Source organism: Massilia sp. UYP34, assembly GCF_056279385.1.
Window position 1 is genome coordinate 127,701 of the sequence record NZ_JBWBRF010000001.1, and the last position, 17,314, is coordinate 145,014.

The 17,314-nt window shown below is 66.2% G+C and carries 15 protein-coding genes; 9 read left to right on the forward strand and 6 right to left on the reverse strand.

All coding sequences use genetic code 11. The features are described 5' to 3' along the window. The first annotated feature begins 253 nt into the window (after nucleotides 1-253). The 9 genes from ggpS (at nucleotide 254) to ACZ9AQ_RS00680 (ending at nucleotide 11,092) form a co-directional block, all read left to right on the forward strand. Entirely contained in the window at nucleotides 254-2,572 is a 2,319-nt protein-coding gene (gene ggpS, locus ACZ9AQ_RS00640) for a glucosylglycerol-phosphate synthase (protein WP_429201592.1), read from the forward strand. Between the two features lie 49 nt (nucleotides 2,573-2,621). After that, complete coding sequence (locus ACZ9AQ_RS00645) at nucleotides 2,622-3,734, forward strand: mechanosensitive ion channel family protein (protein WP_429201590.1); 1,113 nt, start codon at nucleotides 2,622-2,624, stop codon at nucleotides 3,732-3,734. A 408-nt stretch (nucleotides 3,735-4,142) separates the two neighbouring features. Next, entirely contained in the window at nucleotides 4,143-4,718 is a 576-nt protein-coding gene (locus ACZ9AQ_RS00650; protein ID WP_429201588.1) for a TerD family protein, read from the forward strand. Between the two features lie 93 nt (nucleotides 4,719-4,811). Continuing rightward, nucleotides 4,812-5,843, forward strand: a complete 1,032-nt coding sequence (locus ACZ9AQ_RS00655; RefSeq protein WP_429201586.1) for an ATP-grasp domain-containing protein — start codon at nucleotides 4,812-4,814, stop codon at nucleotides 5,841-5,843. After that, nucleotides 5,840-7,039: a phosphoribosyltransferase domain-containing protein gene (locus tag ACZ9AQ_RS00660; RefSeq protein ID WP_429201584.1), complete on the forward strand. Its 1,200-nt coding sequence runs from the start codon at nucleotides 5,840-5,842 to the stop codon at nucleotides 7,037-7,039. The genes ACZ9AQ_RS00655 and ACZ9AQ_RS00660 overlap by 4 nt, the downstream gene beginning before the upstream one ends. Continuing rightward, nucleotides 7,017-7,775 carry an HAD family hydrolase gene (locus tag ACZ9AQ_RS00665; protein WP_429201582.1) on the forward strand — a complete coding sequence of 253 codons (759 nt, stop codon included), beginning with the start codon at nucleotides 7,017-7,019 and terminating at the stop codon, nucleotides 7,773-7,775. Before ACZ9AQ_RS00660 ends, ACZ9AQ_RS00665 begins: the two co-directional genes overlap by 23 nt. Then, nucleotides 7,772-8,869: a cysteine protease StiP family protein gene (locus tag ACZ9AQ_RS00670; protein ID WP_429201580.1), complete on the forward strand. Its 1,098-nt coding sequence runs from the start codon at nucleotides 7,772-7,774 to the stop codon at nucleotides 8,867-8,869. The genes ACZ9AQ_RS00665 and ACZ9AQ_RS00670 overlap by 4 nt, the downstream gene beginning before the upstream one ends. Continuing rightward, on the forward strand, nucleotides 8,862-9,776 hold the full coding sequence (locus ACZ9AQ_RS00675) for an HpcH/HpaI aldolase/citrate lyase family protein (protein WP_429201579.1): 915 nt from the start codon (nucleotides 8,862-8,864) through the stop codon (nucleotides 9,774-9,776). Before ACZ9AQ_RS00670 ends, ACZ9AQ_RS00675 begins: the two co-directional genes overlap by 8 nt. After that, nucleotides 9,773-11,092, forward strand: a complete 1,320-nt coding sequence (locus tag ACZ9AQ_RS00680) for a TerD family protein (protein WP_429201577.1) — start codon at nucleotides 9,773-9,775, stop codon at nucleotides 11,090-11,092. Before ACZ9AQ_RS00675 ends, ACZ9AQ_RS00680 begins: the two co-directional genes overlap by 4 nt. A gap of 52 nt (nucleotides 11,093-11,144) precedes the next feature. On the opposite strand, the gene ACZ9AQ_RS00685 is transcribed toward ACZ9AQ_RS00680, so the two are convergent. The 6 genes from ACZ9AQ_RS00685 to rpsG all read right to left on the reverse strand — a co-directional run bounded on the left by ACZ9AQ_RS00685 (nucleotide 11,145) and on the right by rpsG (nucleotide 17,309). Continuing rightward, complete coding sequence (locus ACZ9AQ_RS00685) at nucleotides 11,145-11,735, reverse strand: hypothetical protein (RefSeq protein WP_429201575.1); 591 nt, start codon at nucleotides 11,733-11,735, stop codon at nucleotides 11,145-11,147. Next, complete coding sequence (locus ACZ9AQ_RS00690; protein WP_429201573.1) at nucleotides 11,732-12,598, reverse strand: hypothetical protein; 867 nt, start codon at nucleotides 12,596-12,598, stop codon at nucleotides 11,732-11,734. The genes ACZ9AQ_RS00685 and ACZ9AQ_RS00690 overlap by 4 nt, the downstream gene beginning before the upstream one ends. Before the next feature lie 231 nt (nucleotides 12,599-12,829). Then, nucleotides 12,830-13,147 (reverse strand): 30S ribosomal protein S10, encoded by a 318-nt coding sequence (gene rpsJ / locus ACZ9AQ_RS00695; protein ID WP_010394389.1) that lies wholly within the window; start codon nucleotides 13,145-13,147, stop codon nucleotides 12,830-12,832. A 191-nt stretch (nucleotides 13,148-13,338) separates the two neighbouring features. Next, complete coding sequence (gene tuf / locus ACZ9AQ_RS00700; protein WP_429201466.1) at nucleotides 13,339-14,529, reverse strand: elongation factor Tu; 1,191 nt, start codon at nucleotides 14,527-14,529, stop codon at nucleotides 13,339-13,341. A gap of 74 nt (nucleotides 14,530-14,603) precedes the next feature. Continuing rightward, nucleotides 14,604-16,709 carry an elongation factor G gene (gene fusA / locus ACZ9AQ_RS00705; protein WP_429201569.1) on the reverse strand — a complete coding sequence of 702 codons (2,106 nt, stop codon included), beginning with the start codon at nucleotides 16,707-16,709 and terminating at the stop codon, nucleotides 14,604-14,606. A gap of 129 nt (nucleotides 16,710-16,838) precedes the next feature. Beyond that, complete coding sequence (gene rpsG, locus ACZ9AQ_RS00710) at nucleotides 16,839-17,309, reverse strand: 30S ribosomal protein S7 (protein WP_429201568.1); 471 nt, start codon at nucleotides 17,307-17,309, stop codon at nucleotides 16,839-16,841. Nucleotides 17,310-17,314 lie beyond the last annotated feature (5 nt).

Consider the following 17,314-nt stretch of genomic DNA (forward strand, 5'->3'; position numbering starts at 1 on the left):
GCTTTCCGAGGGTCGGCCGCGTCGCGCGCTCCTGGCGTACGTGATTTCCGGCATCGATGCCGGCGCTGCCCGCCCCTTTTCCGCCTGGCGGTTCCCGATGTGTCGATTGCGCATTCCTATAGAAGAGAGCGCCTTTTTCGCATCCCGCCTTTCTCTGGCCCGCGCGCCTCCCTGGCGAGCATCGCGGGCTCAGACCCGGTCCGCCACCCGATCCCCTGATTCATGGGCGGACGCATCGCTGCAAAGGATGAGAATGACTGTCATTGAAACACGCCACTGGCCACGCCAGCTCGATCCCTCACGCCTGGTCCTGGCTACCGATCTCGACGGTACGCTGCTGGCCGGCACCCACGAGGCGCGGCGCCGCATCCGCGAACTGTTTTCCGGCGCCCTGCCGGAGGCGAAGCTGGTGTTCGTCACCGGCCGCGGCCTGGAAACCGTCATTCCCCTGCTGTCCGACCCGACTGTGCCGCGTCCCCACTACATCGTCGCCGACGTCGGCGCCACCATCGTCGACGCCGACCTGCGGCCGGTCGAACCCCTGGCGCACGAGATCGCGGCGCGCTGGCCGGGCACCCAGGCGGTATTGAAAGCGCTGGCCGGCTTTCCCGACCTGGTGCGCCAGTCGGTGCCGCAGGAACGCCGCGTATCCTTCTACGCCACCGAGGAGGCCATCACGCCCGCGCTGCGCGCCGCCGTCGACGCCCTCGGCTGCGACCTGCTGTTCTCGGCCGGCCGCTACCTGGACGTGCTGCCGCGCGGCGTCGGCAAGGGCGTCGCGGTGCGGCGCCTGGCCGAAGTCGCCGGCTTCGATCCGGCCCATATCGTGGTGGCGGGCGACACCCTGAACGACCTGTCGATGTTCGAGGCGGGGTTCCGCGGCGTGGTGGTCGGCGCCGCCGAACCGGCGCTGGTGCAGGCGGTGCGCAAGATGCCGCGCGTGGTGGTGGCCGACGCCGCCGGCTGCGGCGGCATCCTGCAGGCCTTCGGCCGCCATGGCCTGCGCCTGGACGGCGACGTCGTGGCGCACGACGCGATCTCCTACGGCGAGGCCGAACTGGTGATGGTCTACCACCGCCTGCCCTATGACGAAGTGATGGAAGGCGGCGTCACGTACCAGCGCCGCCCGAAAAGCCCGAACGGCATCATGCCGACCCTGCTCAGCTTCTTCGCCGGCGGGCGCAAGGGCTCGTGGGTCGCCTGGTCGCAGCAGGCCAGCCGGACGCCGACCGGATTCATCCCGCACGTGGCCGTCGACGAGGGGCGCTACCCGCAGCTCAAGGCGGCCCGGATTCCCCTGACGGCGGACGACATCGACCAGTTCTACAAGAAGTTCTCGAAAGAGGCGTTCTGGCCGATCATCTTCTCCTTCCCCGATAAAGCCGAATTCCGCCAGGACCATTGGGAGCGCTTCCTCGAGGTGAACCGCCTGTTCGCCGAGCAGACCGCGCGCGAAGCCGCGCCCGGCGCCACCGCCTGGATCCACGACTACAACCTGTGGATGGTGCCGGCCTTCCTGCGCCCGCTGCGCCCGGACCTGACGATCGCCTTCTTCCACCATACCGCCTTCCCCTCCAGCGACGTGTTCAACATCCTGCCCTGGCGCAACGACATCATCGGCAGCCTGCTGCAGTGCGACTACGTGGGCTTCCACATTCCGCGCTACGTCGAGAACTTCGTCGACGCCGCGCGCTCCTGCGCGCCGGTCGAGGTGCTTGCCGCCGTGCCGTGCGCGCCGCGCTACCTGACCTTCGGCTGCGCGCTGGGCGTGGACCGCATGCATACCGCGCTCGAAGTGGGCGGACGCCGGGTCACGCTGGGCGCCCATCCGGTGGGCACCAACGCCGGCCTGATCGAAGACCTGGTCAAGAGCGACGACATCGGGCGCCAGATCGCCGAATGGGACGACTACCTGGACGGCCGCACCGGCATCATCTCGATCGAGCGCCTCGACTACGTGAAGGGATCGCTGGAAAAGCTGCAGGCGTATGAGCGCATGCTCGAACAGCATCCCGAGCTGCTGGGCAAGGTCATGCTCATCAACATCATCACGCCGGCGGCGTCGGGCATGGAGATCTACGACAGCCTGCGCGAGGAGCTGGACCGCACCGTGGGCCGTATCAATGGCCGCTTCTCGACGCTGGACTGGGTGCCGGTACGCTACTTCTACCGCTCGCTGCCGTTCGAGGAAGTGGTGGCGCACTATGCCGCCTGCGACGTCGCCTGGATTACGCCGCTGCGCGACGGCCTGAACCTGGTGGCGAAGGAATACGTGGCCACCCGCCACGCCGTCGGGCGTCCGGGCACGCTGGTGCTGTCCGAATTCGCCGGCGCGGCCGTCGAGCTGCACGGCGCGCTGCTGGTGAACCCGTATGACCGCAATGCGATGAGCACGACCCTGTACCATGCGCTGACCATGGGCGCGGACGAAGTGGCCTACCGATCCGGACGCATGGCGGCGATCGTGAACGACCGCGACGTGGCGCGCTGGGGCGACGACTTCCTGGCCGCACTGACGGCGCTGTCGGCATCCGGCGCGGATGGCGCGCAGGACGAGCGCTCCGCCGCCTGAGGTTCAAACATTGAGTTCGAACATTGAATGAAAGGGAAATGAACCCGTGATGGAATACGTCATCCTCAACAATCCGGTTGCCGACTGGCTGGTCGCGCTGGTCGTAATCGCGGCCGTGGCGGCCGGGCTGGACGCCGTCAAATCGATCCTGGCGCGGCGCCTGGCGGCGCTTGCCGCGCGCACCGACGCCAAATGGGACGACATCGCGGTGGCCGCGCTGCGTTCGACCAAGCTGCTGGTGCTGGTCATCGTCGGCATCTACGCCGGCGCCAGCTTCCTGACCCTGCCGGACACGGCGCACCTGTTCATCGGCCGCGTCACCATCACCGCGGTGCTGTTCCAGGTCGCGATCTGGGGCGACCGCGCGCTGCGCACCTGGCTGGCGGCGACCCGCGCCCAGCGCAACGAAGACCCGGACCGCATCACGTCCGCGGCCGCCATCGCCTTCCTGGTGCGGGTGGCGCTGTGGGCGGTGGTGGCCCTGATGGTGCTGGACAACCTGGGCGTGAACATCACCACCCTGGTGGCCAGCCTGGGGATCGGCGGCATCGCCATCGCGCTGGCGGTGCAGAGCATCCTGGGCGACCTGTTCGCCTCGCTCTCCATCGTCCTCGACAAGCCCTTCGTGGTGGGCGACTTCATCATCGTCGACAAGATGCTGGGCACGGTCGAGAAGATCGGCCTGAAGACCACCCGCGTGCGCAGCCTGGGCGGCGAGCAGATCGTGTTTTCCAACAACGACCTGCTCAAGAGCCGGATCCAGAACCTGCGCCGCATGGAATCGCGCCGCGTGGTGTTCCAGTTCGGCGTCTCGCACCGGACGCCGGAACCGGTGCTGCGCGAGCTGCCGGCCATGGTCAAGGACATCGTCTGCGCCCAGCAACCGGTGCGCTTCGACCGCGCCCACCTGGCGGGCCTGAATGCGCCGGTGTTCAACTATGAAGTGGTGTACTACGTCGACAACACCGACTATGCCGTCTACATGGACATCCAGCAGGAGATCTACCTGCGCATCCTGGCCGGGCTGAAGGAACGCGGGGTGTCGCTGGCGTTGCCGGCGCAGACCGTGCAGCTGCAACGCGCGCAGGCGTCGGCCGACCTGGCGCCGGCGCCGGTCAGCGCCCTGCCCGATCATGCCGGGGCCGAGGCCAGGGCGGCGTGATCAGGCCCTCCCGATTCCGCAGACCGGCCGGCCAGGTAACCAGCCGGCCGGTCTGCGGATCGCCATGCAGACACCCGCTCGACAACAGCCCTTCCGATACGGCCGAGCTCATGTCCGCATGGCGGACGCACCGACAGCGCGCTGCGCCTGCTGCGGCTGCCCGACCAGCCGGCGTCCCCGGTTGCCGGTAGCCGGCCCCTTCCTGCCCGATCCGCCCCATCCGCGAATGTGACATTGCCGGAGCCAGGCGGGGTGTAAGTACGCGCATTTCTCTATGGACAATGTTGAAATTCGCGCGGTCCAGCCCCATGTACAATTGAGCAATTACCGCCTATATTGGCGGATGCATCCCCGATGGCGACGGCGGCATCGTCGTCCATTTCATCCCTCAACGGAAAAGGAGTTCGCATGGCAATCAGTCTGCAAAAAGGCGGCAACGTCAACCTGAGCAAGGAAGCACCGGGCCTGACCAAGGTCATCATCGGCCTGGGCTGGGATCCACGCTCGACCGACGGATCCGCCTTCGACCTGGACGGCAGCGCCTTCCTGCTGAAGGCCGATGCCAAGGTCCGCGGCGATACCGACTTCATCTTCTACAACAACCTGAAATCGAGCGACGGCTCGGTCGTCCACGCCGGCGACAACACCACCGGCCAGGGCGACGGCGACGATGAGAAGCTGACCGTCGACCTGGCGCGCGTGCCGGCCGAGGTCGACAAGGTCTCGTTCTGCGTCACCATCCACGACGCCGACGCGCGCCGCCAGAACTTCGGCCAGGTGGGCAAGGCCTACATCCGCTGCCTGAACGCGGCCGGTGAAGCCGAGATCGCACGCTACGACCTGTCCGAGGACAGCTCGACCGAAACCGCAATGATCTTCGGTGAGCTGTACCGGGCCGGCAGCGAATGGAAGTTCCGCGCCGTCGGCCAGGGCTTCCAGGGCGGCCTCGGTCCGCTGGCACGCTCGTTCGGCGTCAACGCCTAAGAGTCACACAGGGAGCTTCCCTGACGGTCCGCGCCTCCCGGCGCGGACCAGCAACGCCACGCCAGTGGCCGATCATCCATCAAGAGAAACCACATGCGCGTCTGGTACAACAGGACGTTTTCGTCCGTGAATGCGGCGATCAAGCTGATCCGCGAGGCCGATACCGAAGGCCGTTTCACCATTATCCACAGCAACGCCAACCGCCACGCGCCGGCCGCGCGCCTGGCCCATGAATTTTACGTCGAGCCCACCGGCCTGAAGGGCGACGCCTACGTCGACTGGTGCCTCCGGTTCTGCCGCGACCATCACATCGACATCTTCGTGCCGGGCCGCGAAGCCACCCTGCTGGCGGCCGAACATGCACGCTTCGCCGACATCCAGACCCGCGTGCTCAGCGCCGCCCCGCCGGCGCAACTGAAGCGCATCCACGACAAGGCCGATTTCTATGCCGCAACGGTGCTGCCGGACGCGCCGGTGGCGGCCTTCCGCCCCTTCACGACCCTGGAGCAGTTCGACGCCGCCTATGCCGAGCTGCGCCCGCAGCATGCGAAGCTGTGCGTCAAGCCGGCGCACGGCATCTATGGCCTGGGCTTCGCCATCGTCGACGAAGCGCGCAGCAGCGCCGCGCTGCTGCTTGGCGGCGTGGAGTACCACATCGGCTACCAGGACCTGCGCCGCGGGCTGGGCGAGCTGGTCGCCGCATCGGGCCCGTTCAAGACGATGCTGCTGATGGAATTCCTGGACGGCCCCGAATACAGCGTCGACTGCGTGGGCGACCATGGGCGCCTGGTCACGAGCGTGGTGCGCCGCAAGCTGCCGCAAGCCGGCGGCGGGCAGCTGATCGACATGCGCCAGGACATCCTGGATGCGACGGCGCGCCTGGCCGCCGATTACCAGCTCAATGGCGTGTTCAACGTCCAGTTCCGCGAAGGCGGCGGCCGCCCGCGCCTGCTGGAGATCAATCCGCGCATGTCGGGCGGGATCGGCATGGCCTGCCTGGCCGGCCCCAACCTGCCGTATATCGCGCTGCGCGGCTTCGCCGAGGGCTACGACGGTCTCGAGATTCCGGCGCCGCGCCATGGCATGCGCGTGGCCGAAGTCGGCGTCGCGACGGAGCTGGCATGAACGCGCCGCTCCCGGTTCCTGTTCAAGGTATTGAACTCCAGGTCGAGCTACCAACGGGCACGCTCGACCTGCGCATCGACAGCGGCGCGTCCGAACTCGACGCCCTGCTCGGCTTCGCCGCGCGCGCCAACGCCAAGCGCGGCTTCCTGTTCCTGAGCAAGGTGCTGGGCAAGCACTGGCCGGCGCGGCCAAGCGACATGCTGATGGTGCACGAGCGCCTGGCGGCGACCGTGCCGCCGCTCGGCGGCACGGTGCAAGGCCCGGTGGTGTTCATCGCCATGGCGGAGACCGCAATCGGCCTGGGCCAGGGCGTGTTCGAAGCCTGGCTGCGCGCCCATCCGGGCGAGCAGGCGCTGTTCCTGCATACCACCCGCTACCGGGTCGGCGATGGCCCGCTGATCGAATTCGAGGAAGCGCACAGCCATGCGCCGCGCCAGTTCCTGCACACGCCGCAGGAGCCGGCGCTTCGGGAACTGCTGCTGGCCGCGCGCACCCTGGTGCTGGTCGACGACGAGGCCAGCACCGGCAATACCTTCGTCAACCTGGCCGCCGCCTGCCGCCGCCTGAATCCGGGCCTGGAGCGGGTGCACCTGGCCACCATCACCAATTTCATGGGCCGCGCCGCAACCGGGCTGCTGGACGCCCGCTTCGGCATGCCGGTGACGAGCGGCGCGCTGGTCGAGGGCGAATTCAGTTTCGTCCAGGGGCCCTTGCCGCCCGACCAGGGCCTGGCGCAGCGCTATGAAGAACACGCCGACCGCGGCGCCAGCCCCGCCTTCGGCCGCCTCGGCACGGGGCGGGCATTGCGGGCGCCGGAGCAACTGGCGGCGCGCCTGGCTGCCGGGTTCGCACCCGGCAGCCGGGTGCTGGTGCTGGGCACCGGCGAATTCATGCACGTCTCGACCCTGTTCGGCGCCGCCCTGCAGCGCCACGGCGTCGACGTGGTGGTGCAATCGACCACGCGCTCGCCGATCCTCGCCTGGGGCGCGGTGGCGCATGCCTTGACCTTCCCCGACAACTACGGCGAGGGCATTGCCAACTACCTGTACAACGTCGCGCCCGGCCAGTACGACCACGTGCTGGTCTGCCACGAGACCGCGCCCGGCCCCGCGCTGTTCCAGCTCGCCGGCCAGCTGCAAGCGCGCCTATTCCACTTCCAGTCCGAGGACCACGTTGAAGAAGTTCCTGTTCGCTGACCTGGACGATACGCTGTTCCAGACCATCGGCAAATGCGGCGCGCACGCCCCGGGCGCGCTGGAGCCGGCCTCCTATTACAAGGACGGCAGCATCTGTTCGTATACCACGCCGGCCCAGCGTTCCTTGCTGGCCCTGCTGCAGGACGGGATGACGATGATCCCGACCACCGCGCGCGACCTCGACGGCCTGCGCCGCGTGTCCCTGCCGTTCGACAGCTACGCCGTCATCAATTATGGCGGCGTGGTGCTCGAGCCGGGCGGCGCGGTCGACCAGCCCTGGCTGGACGGCATGCGCACGGCGATGCACGCCGCGCTGCCTGGCCTGCTGGCGCTGGCCGCCCACATCGACGACCATGGCGCGCGCACCGGCTATGGCGGCCGCGCGCGCATGATCGAGGATTTCGGCACCCCGTTCTTCCTGGTGGTGAAGGATCCGGACAAGGAGGCCAGGCGCCTGGCGCCGCTCGAGGAAGACGTGGTGCGGCCCTGGATCGCCGACGGCGACCGCGATTACTTCATCCATCGCAACGGCAACAACCTGGCCATCCTGCCCAAGGCGCTGAACAAGGCCAACGCGGTGGCCCACGTCACCCAACGCTTGAAACTCGAATTCGGCGAGATCGTCACCTTCGGCATGGGCGACAGCCGCTCGGACGCGCGCTTCATGGCCGCCTGCGACTACGCCATCATCCCGCGCGGCACCCAGCTCGCCGGCGTCACGGTGGGGGCGCTGTGAGCGACTGGGAAGACTTCTCCGGCAGCTACCGCAAGGGCGAGGTCAGCTTCCTGCTGCGCCGCATGGCCCAGGAAGGCTTCGTCGACGTCGCCGAGAAAGAGGCGCTGATCCAGAGCGGCCGGCGCCACTACAGCCAGATGCTGTCGCCCGAGTCGCAGCCGTCGGCGCGCTACATGGCATTGTTCGACGAGGCCTGCCGCGCCAACAATGCGCGCATGGCGCGCGACTGCCTGCGCCTGGCCCGCTTGATTGCCGCGCGCCCGCTGCACCGGCTGGCGCTGGTGTCGCTGGCGCGAGCCGGCACCCCGGTCGGCGTGGTGGTCGCCCGCCTGCTGCGCGAGCTGTTCGGGCGCGACGCGGTGCACTATTCGGTGTCGATCGTGCGCGACCGCGGCATCGACGCCGCCGCCCTGCGCCACATCCTGGCGCATGGGCACCCGCCCGATTCCATCGTCTTCCTCGACGGCTGGACCGGCAAGGGCGTGATCGCGCGCGAGCTGGCCGGCTCGGTCGAAGTGTTCAACGTGCGCCACGGAACCCACATCGACGCCGGCCTGCACGTGCTGTCCGACCTGGCCGGCGCCGCCGCCTGCGCGGCCTCGTGCGACGACTACCTGATCCCGTCGAGCATCCTGAACGCCACGGTGTCGGGCCTGGTGAGCCGCACCGTCATGAGCGACGACATGCGCACCGACGACTTCCACGGCTGCGTGTTCTACGAACAGTTCGCGGCGGTGGACCGTTCGCAGGCGTTCGCCGACGAGCTGGTGCGGCTGGCGCTGGCGCAATCCGACACGCTGCCGCGCGCGGAACCGATCGACGCCGCGGCCGCGCGCGCGCGCTCCCAAAGCTACATCGGCGCCGCCATGCGGCGCTTCGGCATCGCCGACGTCAACCTGGTCAAGCCCGGCATCGGCGAAGCCACGCGCGTGCTGCTGCGCCGCGTGCCGCGCCTGGTCGTGCTGCGCGACCCCGCCGCCGCCGAAGTGGCGCACCTGGCCGTGCTGGCCGAAGAAAAACGCGTGCCGGTCGAGATCGACCCGCACCTGCCCTATCACGCCGTATCCCTGATCAGGAGTGCATCGGATGGCTAAATCACTGGGCGCGTCGCTGTACGTGCCGGCCAATCACAAGAACCTGACCGCGATCGCCAATGGCGAGCGCCTGCCGCACGCGCGCTCGCTGATCTTCTGCACCGAGGATTCGATCGCCGACCGGGAACTCTCCTGGTCGCTGTTCAACCTGTCGGTGGTGCTGGCGAACATGCGCCTGGACGTGGCGGCCGACCGCTTCGTGCGGGTGCGCAACCCCGAGGTGCTGGCGCGCGTGCTGGCCATGCCCGGCGCCGAGAAGCTGACCGGCTTCGTGCTGCCCAAGATCACACGCCGCAACTTCGACAGCTATTTCAAGCTGGTGCGCCACACCGGACACGTCCTGATGCCGACCCTGGAGACGGCCGAGGCCTTCGACGACGGCGAGATGCAGGGCCTGCGCGCCGCCCTGGAAGCGCCGGGCGTGCGCCACCGCATCCTGGCGCTGCGCATCGGCGGCAACGACCTGCTGGCCCTGCTCGGCCTGCGCCGCCCGCGCGGCATGACGCTGTACCGCACGCCGCTCGGGCCCGTGATTTCGCGCCTGGTGACGACCTTCCGTCCCTACGGCTTCATGCTGACCGCGCCGGTGTTCGAATACCTCGACCTGCCCGAACTGCTGGACCAGGAAGTGATCGAAGACCTGGCCCACGGCATGGTCGGCAAGACCGCAATCCACCCGACCCAGATCGCCCCGATCGAGCAACACTTCAAGGTGACGCCGCAAGACCTGGCGGTGGCGCGCGCCATCCTCGACGCTTCGAGCCCGGCGGTGTTCCGCATGGACGACGCGATGCAGGAAGTCGCCACCCACCGCGCCTGGGCCGAGCGCACCCTCGAGCAATCACGCCTGTTCGGCTCACGCGCCGAACTGGGCCATAAACCATTCCTGGAAGGAGAACCCACATGACTACATTTGGACGCGGACAGAAAGGCAAGCTGGCCGACCTCGGCACCGGCCATGTTTTCGATGTCGCCATCGAGATCGCCGCCAACGGCGCCTCGGTCGACGTATCCTGCTTCGGCCTCGACGCCAACGACAAGCTGTCGGACGACCGCTACATGGTGTTCTACAACCAGCTGGCCAGCCCCGAAGGCGCGGTGCGCCTGGACCTGGGCGGCGGCCGCGCCCGCTTCGCGGTCAACCTCGACGCGCTGCCCCCTTCGATCACGAAACTCGTGTTCGTGGCGGCGATCGACGGCGCGGCCACCATGCGCACGCTGGGCGCCAGCGCACTCACCCTGGGCAGCGCGGTGCGCTTCCCGTGGTCGGGCGCCGACTTCGGCGACGAGAAGGCCCTGATCGTGGCCGAACTCTACCGCCGCGACGGCCTGTGGCGCTTCGGCGCCGTCGGCCAGGGTTTCAATGGCGGCCTGTCGGCGCTGCTGCAGCACTTCGGCGGCGCCGAGGCGGGATCGCCGACGCCGGCCGCGCCTGCCCCGACGCCTGCACCGGCACCGGCACCTGCCCCCGCGCCCAAGCCGGCGGTATCGCTGTCCAAAATCACGCTCGACAAGCGCGGCGACAAGATCTCGCTCGACAAGCGCCCCGGCGGCGGCTACGGCCGCATCCACGTCAACCTGAACTGGAACCAGGCGGCGATCGCGCCGCCGCCGGCCTCGCCCCCGCCGCCGTCCTCGGCCGCGCGCGGCGGCGGCTTCCTCGACCGCCTCACCAGCATGGCGGGCGACCTCGCGAACAAGGCCGGCGAGATGGCCAACAAGGCCGGCGCCGCGCGCAAGGGCCGCAGCGGTATCGATCTCGACCTGGGCTGCATGTACGAGCTGGCCGACGGCCGCCGCGGCCTGGTGCAGGCGCTCGGCAACACCTTCGGCGACTACGAGCGCGAACCGTTCATCCAACTGGATGCCGACGACCGCACCGGCGCCGCCGCCAATGGCGAGAACCTGTTCATCAACGGCGAGCGCTTCGACAAGATCAAGCGCGCGGTGATCTTTTCCTTCATCTACGAAGGCGCGGCCAACTGGGGCGTGACCAATGGCGTGGTGACGGTGTCGGCGCCGGGCCAGGCGCCGGTCGAGGTCAGGCTGGATGGCGGCGACCGCCAGATCATGTGTGCGATCGCGCTGATCGAGAACCGGGGCGGCAACCTGGTGATCACCAAGCTGGCCGAATACTTCCAGCAGCAGGGCATGACCAGCGCGCACGAGCTGATGGACCGGCACTACGGGTTCGGGATGCGCTGGAAGACGGGCAGCAAGTAAGCCGGCAGCAACCAAGCGGGCAGCAAACAAGCGCTTGCCCGGAGAGGGGCTGCTACCACTTGCAGCCCTTGTCCGTGATCGTCTCGATGGCGAGCGGCACCAGCAGCAGCAGGTTGACCGTCGTTCGGCCCTCGGCATACTTGGTCTGGCAATCGGGTCGCTTCGCCCGCCGCACCGCGCGCGCCAGCGCACCGTCGTCGCTGGCGCGCATCTGTCCGGATTCGCGCAGGCTTTCCGGCGCGGTCGGCGCCCGCGCGCCGTCCGCCTGCCGCGCCGCGGCGCGCAATGATTCCATATCGATGGTCCGGGCCGGCGCCAGCGTCTGCTGGCTGTCCGTCGCCGGCGGCAGCGCGGGCATCGCGGACATCGCGGGCAGCGCAGCCAGCGGCGCCGGTGGCGCTGTCATCTCTTCGGCTCGCGCCCTCATGCGATCCGGCCGGCGCCTTGGCGCTGCCGTGACCGGGAGCGGCGCGGGCGCCGCCGCGGCCACCGGCGGCCGCGAAGCCGGAATGAAAACAACCGCGACATAGTCGACGGGGGCGTCCGCGTGGCGCGCATCGGGCGTTTCCGCGAAAGGCAGCAACGCGAGCACGAACCCGATATGCGCCAGCGCGACGGGCGCGCCAGGGGCGGCCCGGATCAAGCTTCGTCCCGCCGGCGCAGCCGCGCCGCCAGCAGTTCGGGCCGGTCGAGATACAGGAACACGTAACGCGGCAAGCACTTCTGCGCTTGCCAGTGCAGGATGTCGATGCGCGCGTCCTCGCCGAGCACCAGCACGCAGTTCGGCCGGTCGAACGGCGTCACCAGCAAGGTGTCCTGGCTCGCCACGCCATGGCGCCGGCGCCAGATCGGCAGCGGCGAGTCCACCACCTCCAGGCGCACGATCGCCGCGAACGGCAGCACGCCCTCGGCGCGGGCGCCCACGCGCAGGTGCAGCGCGTCGTCGGTCATGACGTGGCGCCCTGCCCCGATATGCCAGCGGTCGCCAAGCACCCAGGCCAACGTGTACAGCACGGCCACGGCGCCCAGCACGTGCAGCAGGGCCAGCGTGCCGGCATCCTCGACGAACAGGTTCAGCAGCAGGACATGGACCGGCAGCTCGAACAGCAGGCTGACGAAGACGACGGCGGTCGCGGCGCCGTAGCCACCGCGTTCCAGATAGGTCAGCGCAACGCCGTCCGGCAGCGCGCATGGGGCAGGCTGGCGCCGCAGGCGCATGACGCAGCCGACCCACAGCAGGCGGTCGAGCCTCAGCATCCCCACCAGTTCCGGCGGCAGCAGCGCCGTCACCCGCGTATGCCATGGCGCCCGGGCCGCATGCGCGCTGCGCAGGCGCCGCCAGGCGTCCGGCGCGTGGGCGATGTCCTTGGCCGCCAGCAGCAACATGGGCAGCGCCAGGGCGACATTGCGCAGGAAAGGCCTGGCGGCGTCGGGTGCGAGCCACTTGGCGATGGAAACCAGGAACATGGCGACGAGACCCCAGGCGGCGAGGTCGCGCCAGGACATAGTCCGAAGGCTCTGGACGAAGGGAAGCGGGGGCATGCGGCGGCAATCGGAGTACGAAACCAATCGATTACATCATGCCGGCGCGGGGCGAACAACGATTGAGGTGCAGCTGCGTGCAGTTCATGCAAAGCGCATGCGAGCGCCTGAAACGACAAGGGCCGGATCGCCCGTTGAAGGTCGATCCGGCCCTTGCAGCGCTGGCGGAAGCGTCCGCCGGCACCTGATTTTGTATTACTGCAGCTTGATTTCGACGTCGACGCCAGCTGGCAGGTCCAGCTTCATCAGCGCGTCAACAGTCTTGTCGGTCGGGTCCACGATGTCCATCAGACGCTGGTGCGTACGGATTTCGAACTGGTCGCGCGAGGTCTTGTTCACGTGCGGGGAACGCAGCACGTCGAAACGCTGGATGCGGGTCGGCAGTGGGACCGGGCCCTTGACGACGGCGCCGGTGCGCTTGGCGGTCTCGACGATTTCCAGTGCGGACTGGTCGATCAGCTTGTAGTCGAACGCTTTCAGGCGGATACGGATTTTCTGGTTTGGAGCGGACATGCTAATTCCTTTAAAAGAACGTTCCGGCTTGCTGCCGGCAATGTGGTAAAGGTACTTCGGTACTGCTCAAGAGGCGGGAGTATATCATCGTTCCCGCTCAAACAGATGGGGACAGACCAAAAAGTCTGCCCCCATCGTTGTGCTGACAAGACGCCCCGAAGGGCATCTCATCAAAGATCCAGCCTGATGAATCAGGCGAGGATCTTGGCAACCACGCCGGCGCCGACGGTACGGCCGCCTTCGCGGATTGCGAAGCGCAGACCTTCTTCCATCGCGATCGGAGCGATCAGCTTGACGGTGATCGAGACGTTGTCGCCTGGCATGACCATTTCTTTGTCTGCTGGCAGTTCGATCGAACCGGTCACGTCAGTCGTACGGAAGTAGAACTGAGGACGATAGTTGTTGAAGAACGGGGTGTGACGGCCGCCTTCGTCTTTCGACAGGACGTAGATCTCACCGGTGAAGTGGTTGTGCGGCTTGATCGAACCTGGCTTTGCCAGAACTTGACCACGTTGCACGTCTTCACGCTTGGTACCGCGCAGCAGCAGGCCGACGTTGTCGCCAGCTTGACCCTGGTCCAGCAGCTTGCGGAACATTTCCACGCCGGTGCAGGTGGTCTTGACGGTGTCGACGATACCGACGATTTCGATTTCTTCGCCGACTTTGACAACGCCGCGCTCGACACGACCGGTGACGACGGTGCCGCGACCCGAGATCGAGAACACGTCTTCCACTGGCATCAGGAAGGCGCCGTCCACAGCGCGCTCTGGCGTTGGGATGTAGGTGTCCAGGGCTTCAGCCAGGCGGGTGATGCACTCTTCGCCCATTTCGCCTGGTTTGCCTTCGAGGGCCATACGTGCCGAACCCTTGATGATTGGCACGTCGTCGCCTGGGAACTCGTATTTCGACAGGAGCTCGCGCACTTCCATTTCGACCAGTTCCAGCAGTTCCGCGTCGTCGACCAGGTCGCACTTGTTCAGGAACACGATGATGTATGGAACGCCAACCTGACGCGCCAGCAGGATGTGCTCGCGGGTCTGTGGCATCGGGCCGTCGGCGGCCGAGCACACCAGGATCGCGCCGTCCATCTGCGCAGCACCGGTAATCATGTTCTTGATGTAGTCGGCGTGGCCTGGGCAGTCAACGTGCGCGTAGTGACGGTTTTCGGTTTCGTACTCGACGTGCGCGGTGTTGATGGTGATGCCGCGTGCTTTTTCTTCCGGAGCCGCGTCGATCTGGTCGTAGGCCTTGGCTTCGCCGCCGAATTTCTTCGACAGGACGGTAGCGATTGCAGCCGTCAGGGTGGTTTTGCCGTGGTCAACGTGACCGATGGTGCCGACGTTCACGTGCGGCTTGGTCCGTTCGAATTTACCTTTTGCCATTTCCTAATTCCTTTAAGAGAAACGATATATTTTGTTTACAGGGGGGATGGGACGTCCCATCCCCCCATGATGTATTACTTGGACTTCGCGGTGACGATGGCGTCGATCACGTGCTTCGGCGCTTCCGAGTAGTGCTTGAATTCCATCGTGTAGGTCGCGCGGCCCTGGGTCGCCGAACGCAGCGAGGTCGAGTAACCGAACATTTCCGACAGTGGCACTTCGGCTTTGATGATCTTGCCGCCGCCGCCTGGGATTTCGTCCATGCCCTGGACCATGCCGCGACGCGACGACAGATCGCCCATCACGGAACCGGCGTAGTCTTCAGGCGTTTCCACTTCCACGGCCATCATTGGCTCGAGGATGACCGGGCTTGCTTTACGGCAGCCGTCCTTGAACGCCATCGAGCCCGCCATGCGGAACGCGTTTTCGTTCGAGTCGACGTCGTGGTACGAACCGAAGGTCACGGTGACTTTGACGTCGACCACCGGGTAACCAGCCAGCACGCCGCTGGTCAGGGTTTCGCGCACACCTTTTTCGACTGCAGGGATGTATTCGCGAGGAATCACACCGCCCTTGATCGCGTCGACGAACTCGAAGCCCTTGCCTGGCTCTTGCGGCTCGATCGACAGCACTGCGTGACCGTACTGACCACGACCGCCCGACTGCTTGACGAACTTGCCTTCGACGTCGGTGACTGCCTTGCGGATGGTTTCGCGGTATGCAACCTGTGGCTTGCCGACGGTCGCTTCCACGTTGAACTCACGCTTCATGCGGTCAACGATAATTTCCAGGTGCAGCTCGCCCATACCACCGATGATGGTCTGGCCCGATTCTTCGTCGGTACGCACGCGGAACGACGGGTCTTCCTGTGCCAGGCGGTTCAGCGCCAGGCCCATTTTTTCCTGGTCGGCCTTGGTTTTCGGCTCGACTGCCTGTTGAATCACAGGCTCAGGGAAGACCATCTTTTCCAGGGTGATGACAGCCGAAGGATCGCACAGGGTTTCGCCCGTGGTCGCTTCTTTCAGGCCGACCGCAGCGGCGATGTCGCCGGCGCGCACTTCCTTGATTTCTTCGCGCTGGTTGGCGTGCATCTGCAGAATACGACCCAGGCGTTCCTTCTTGCCCTTGACCGGGTTGTAGACGGTGTCGCCCGAATTGACCATGCCCGAATAGACGCGGAAGAAGATCAGCTGGCCCACGAACGGGTCGGTCATGATCTTGAATGCCAGTGCAGCGAATTTCTCGTTGTCGTCGGCCTTGCGGGTGACCGGCTGGTCGTCTTCATCGGTACCGGCCACTGGTGGAATGTCCACTGGCGACGGCAGGTATTCGATGACGGCGTCCAGCATTGCCTGCACGCCTTTGTTCTTGAACGCGGTACCGCACATCATCGGAACGATTTCCGACGCGATGGTGCGCTGGCGCAGGGCGGCCTTGATCTCTGCTTCCGACAGATCGCCTTCTTCCAGGTACTTGTTCATCAGCTCTTCGCTGGCTTCAGCAGCGGTCTCGACCAGCTTCTCGCGCCATTCGTTGGCTTGATCGACCAGTTCCGCAGGGATGTCGCGGTAGTCGAACTTCATGCCTTGCGAAGCTTCGTCCCAGATGATTGCTTTCATCTTGACCAGGTCGACCACGCCCAGGAAGTTCTCTTCCGCGCCGATCGGGATCTGCAGAGGGATCGGGTTCGCCTTCAGGCGAGCGCGCATCTGCTCGTAGACCTTGAAGAAGTTCGCGCCGGTACGGTCCATCTTGTTGACGAAGGCCAGACGTGGAACTTTGTACTTGTTAGCCTGACGCCACACGGTTTCCGACTGTGGCTGCACGCCGCCGACTGCGCAGTAAACCATGCAGGCGCCGTCGAGCACGCGCATCGAGCGTTCGACTTCAATGGTGAAGTCAACGTGGCCCGGGGTGTCGATGATGTTGATGTGGTGAGGCTCGAAGTTACCAGCCATACCTTTCCAGAAGCAGGTCGTCGCTGCCGAGGTAATGGTAATGCCGCGCTCTTGCTCCTGCTCCATCCAGTCCATCGTCGCTGCGCCATCGTGCACTTCGCCGATCTTGTGGTTGACGCCCGTGTAGAACAGGACGCGTTCGGTGGTGGTGGTTTTACCAGCATCGATGTGAGCCGAAATACCGATATTGCGGTAGCGCTCGATGGGGGTCTTGCGTGCCATAATTTTTCCTAAATCTTTGAATGGACAAAACCGAGCATCATCTTGATGATCAAAATGAGCCCGGCCTGAACAACAGATACTGCAGGGGCATATTCAGGAGAAAAATCCCCCTGCGGTCTGCCCATGTTTTTAGAAGCGGAAGTGCGAGAACGCCTTGTTCGCTTCTGCCATGCGGTGCACTTCGTCACGACGCTTCATTGCGCCGCCACGGCCTTCGGCCGCTTCCAGCAGTTCACCACCCAGACGTTGCGGCATGGATTTTTCGCTGCGCTTGTTTGCGGCTTCGCGCAACCAACGCATGGACAGCGCCATACGACGAACCGGACGAACTTCCACTGGCACCTGGTAGTTGGCGCCACCGACGCGGCGGGATTTGACTTCCACCATCGGTTTAGCGTTGTTGATCGCGGTCGTGAACACTTCCAGCGGGTCTTTGCCCGACTTGGATTGAATGTGTTCGAATGCACCGTAGATGATGTTTTCTGCAACCGACTTCTTGCCGGACAGCATCAGAACGTTGACGAATTTGGCGACATCGGTGTTGCCGAATTTTGGATCCGGCAGGATTTCGCGCTTGGGTACTTCACGACGACGTGGCATTTCAA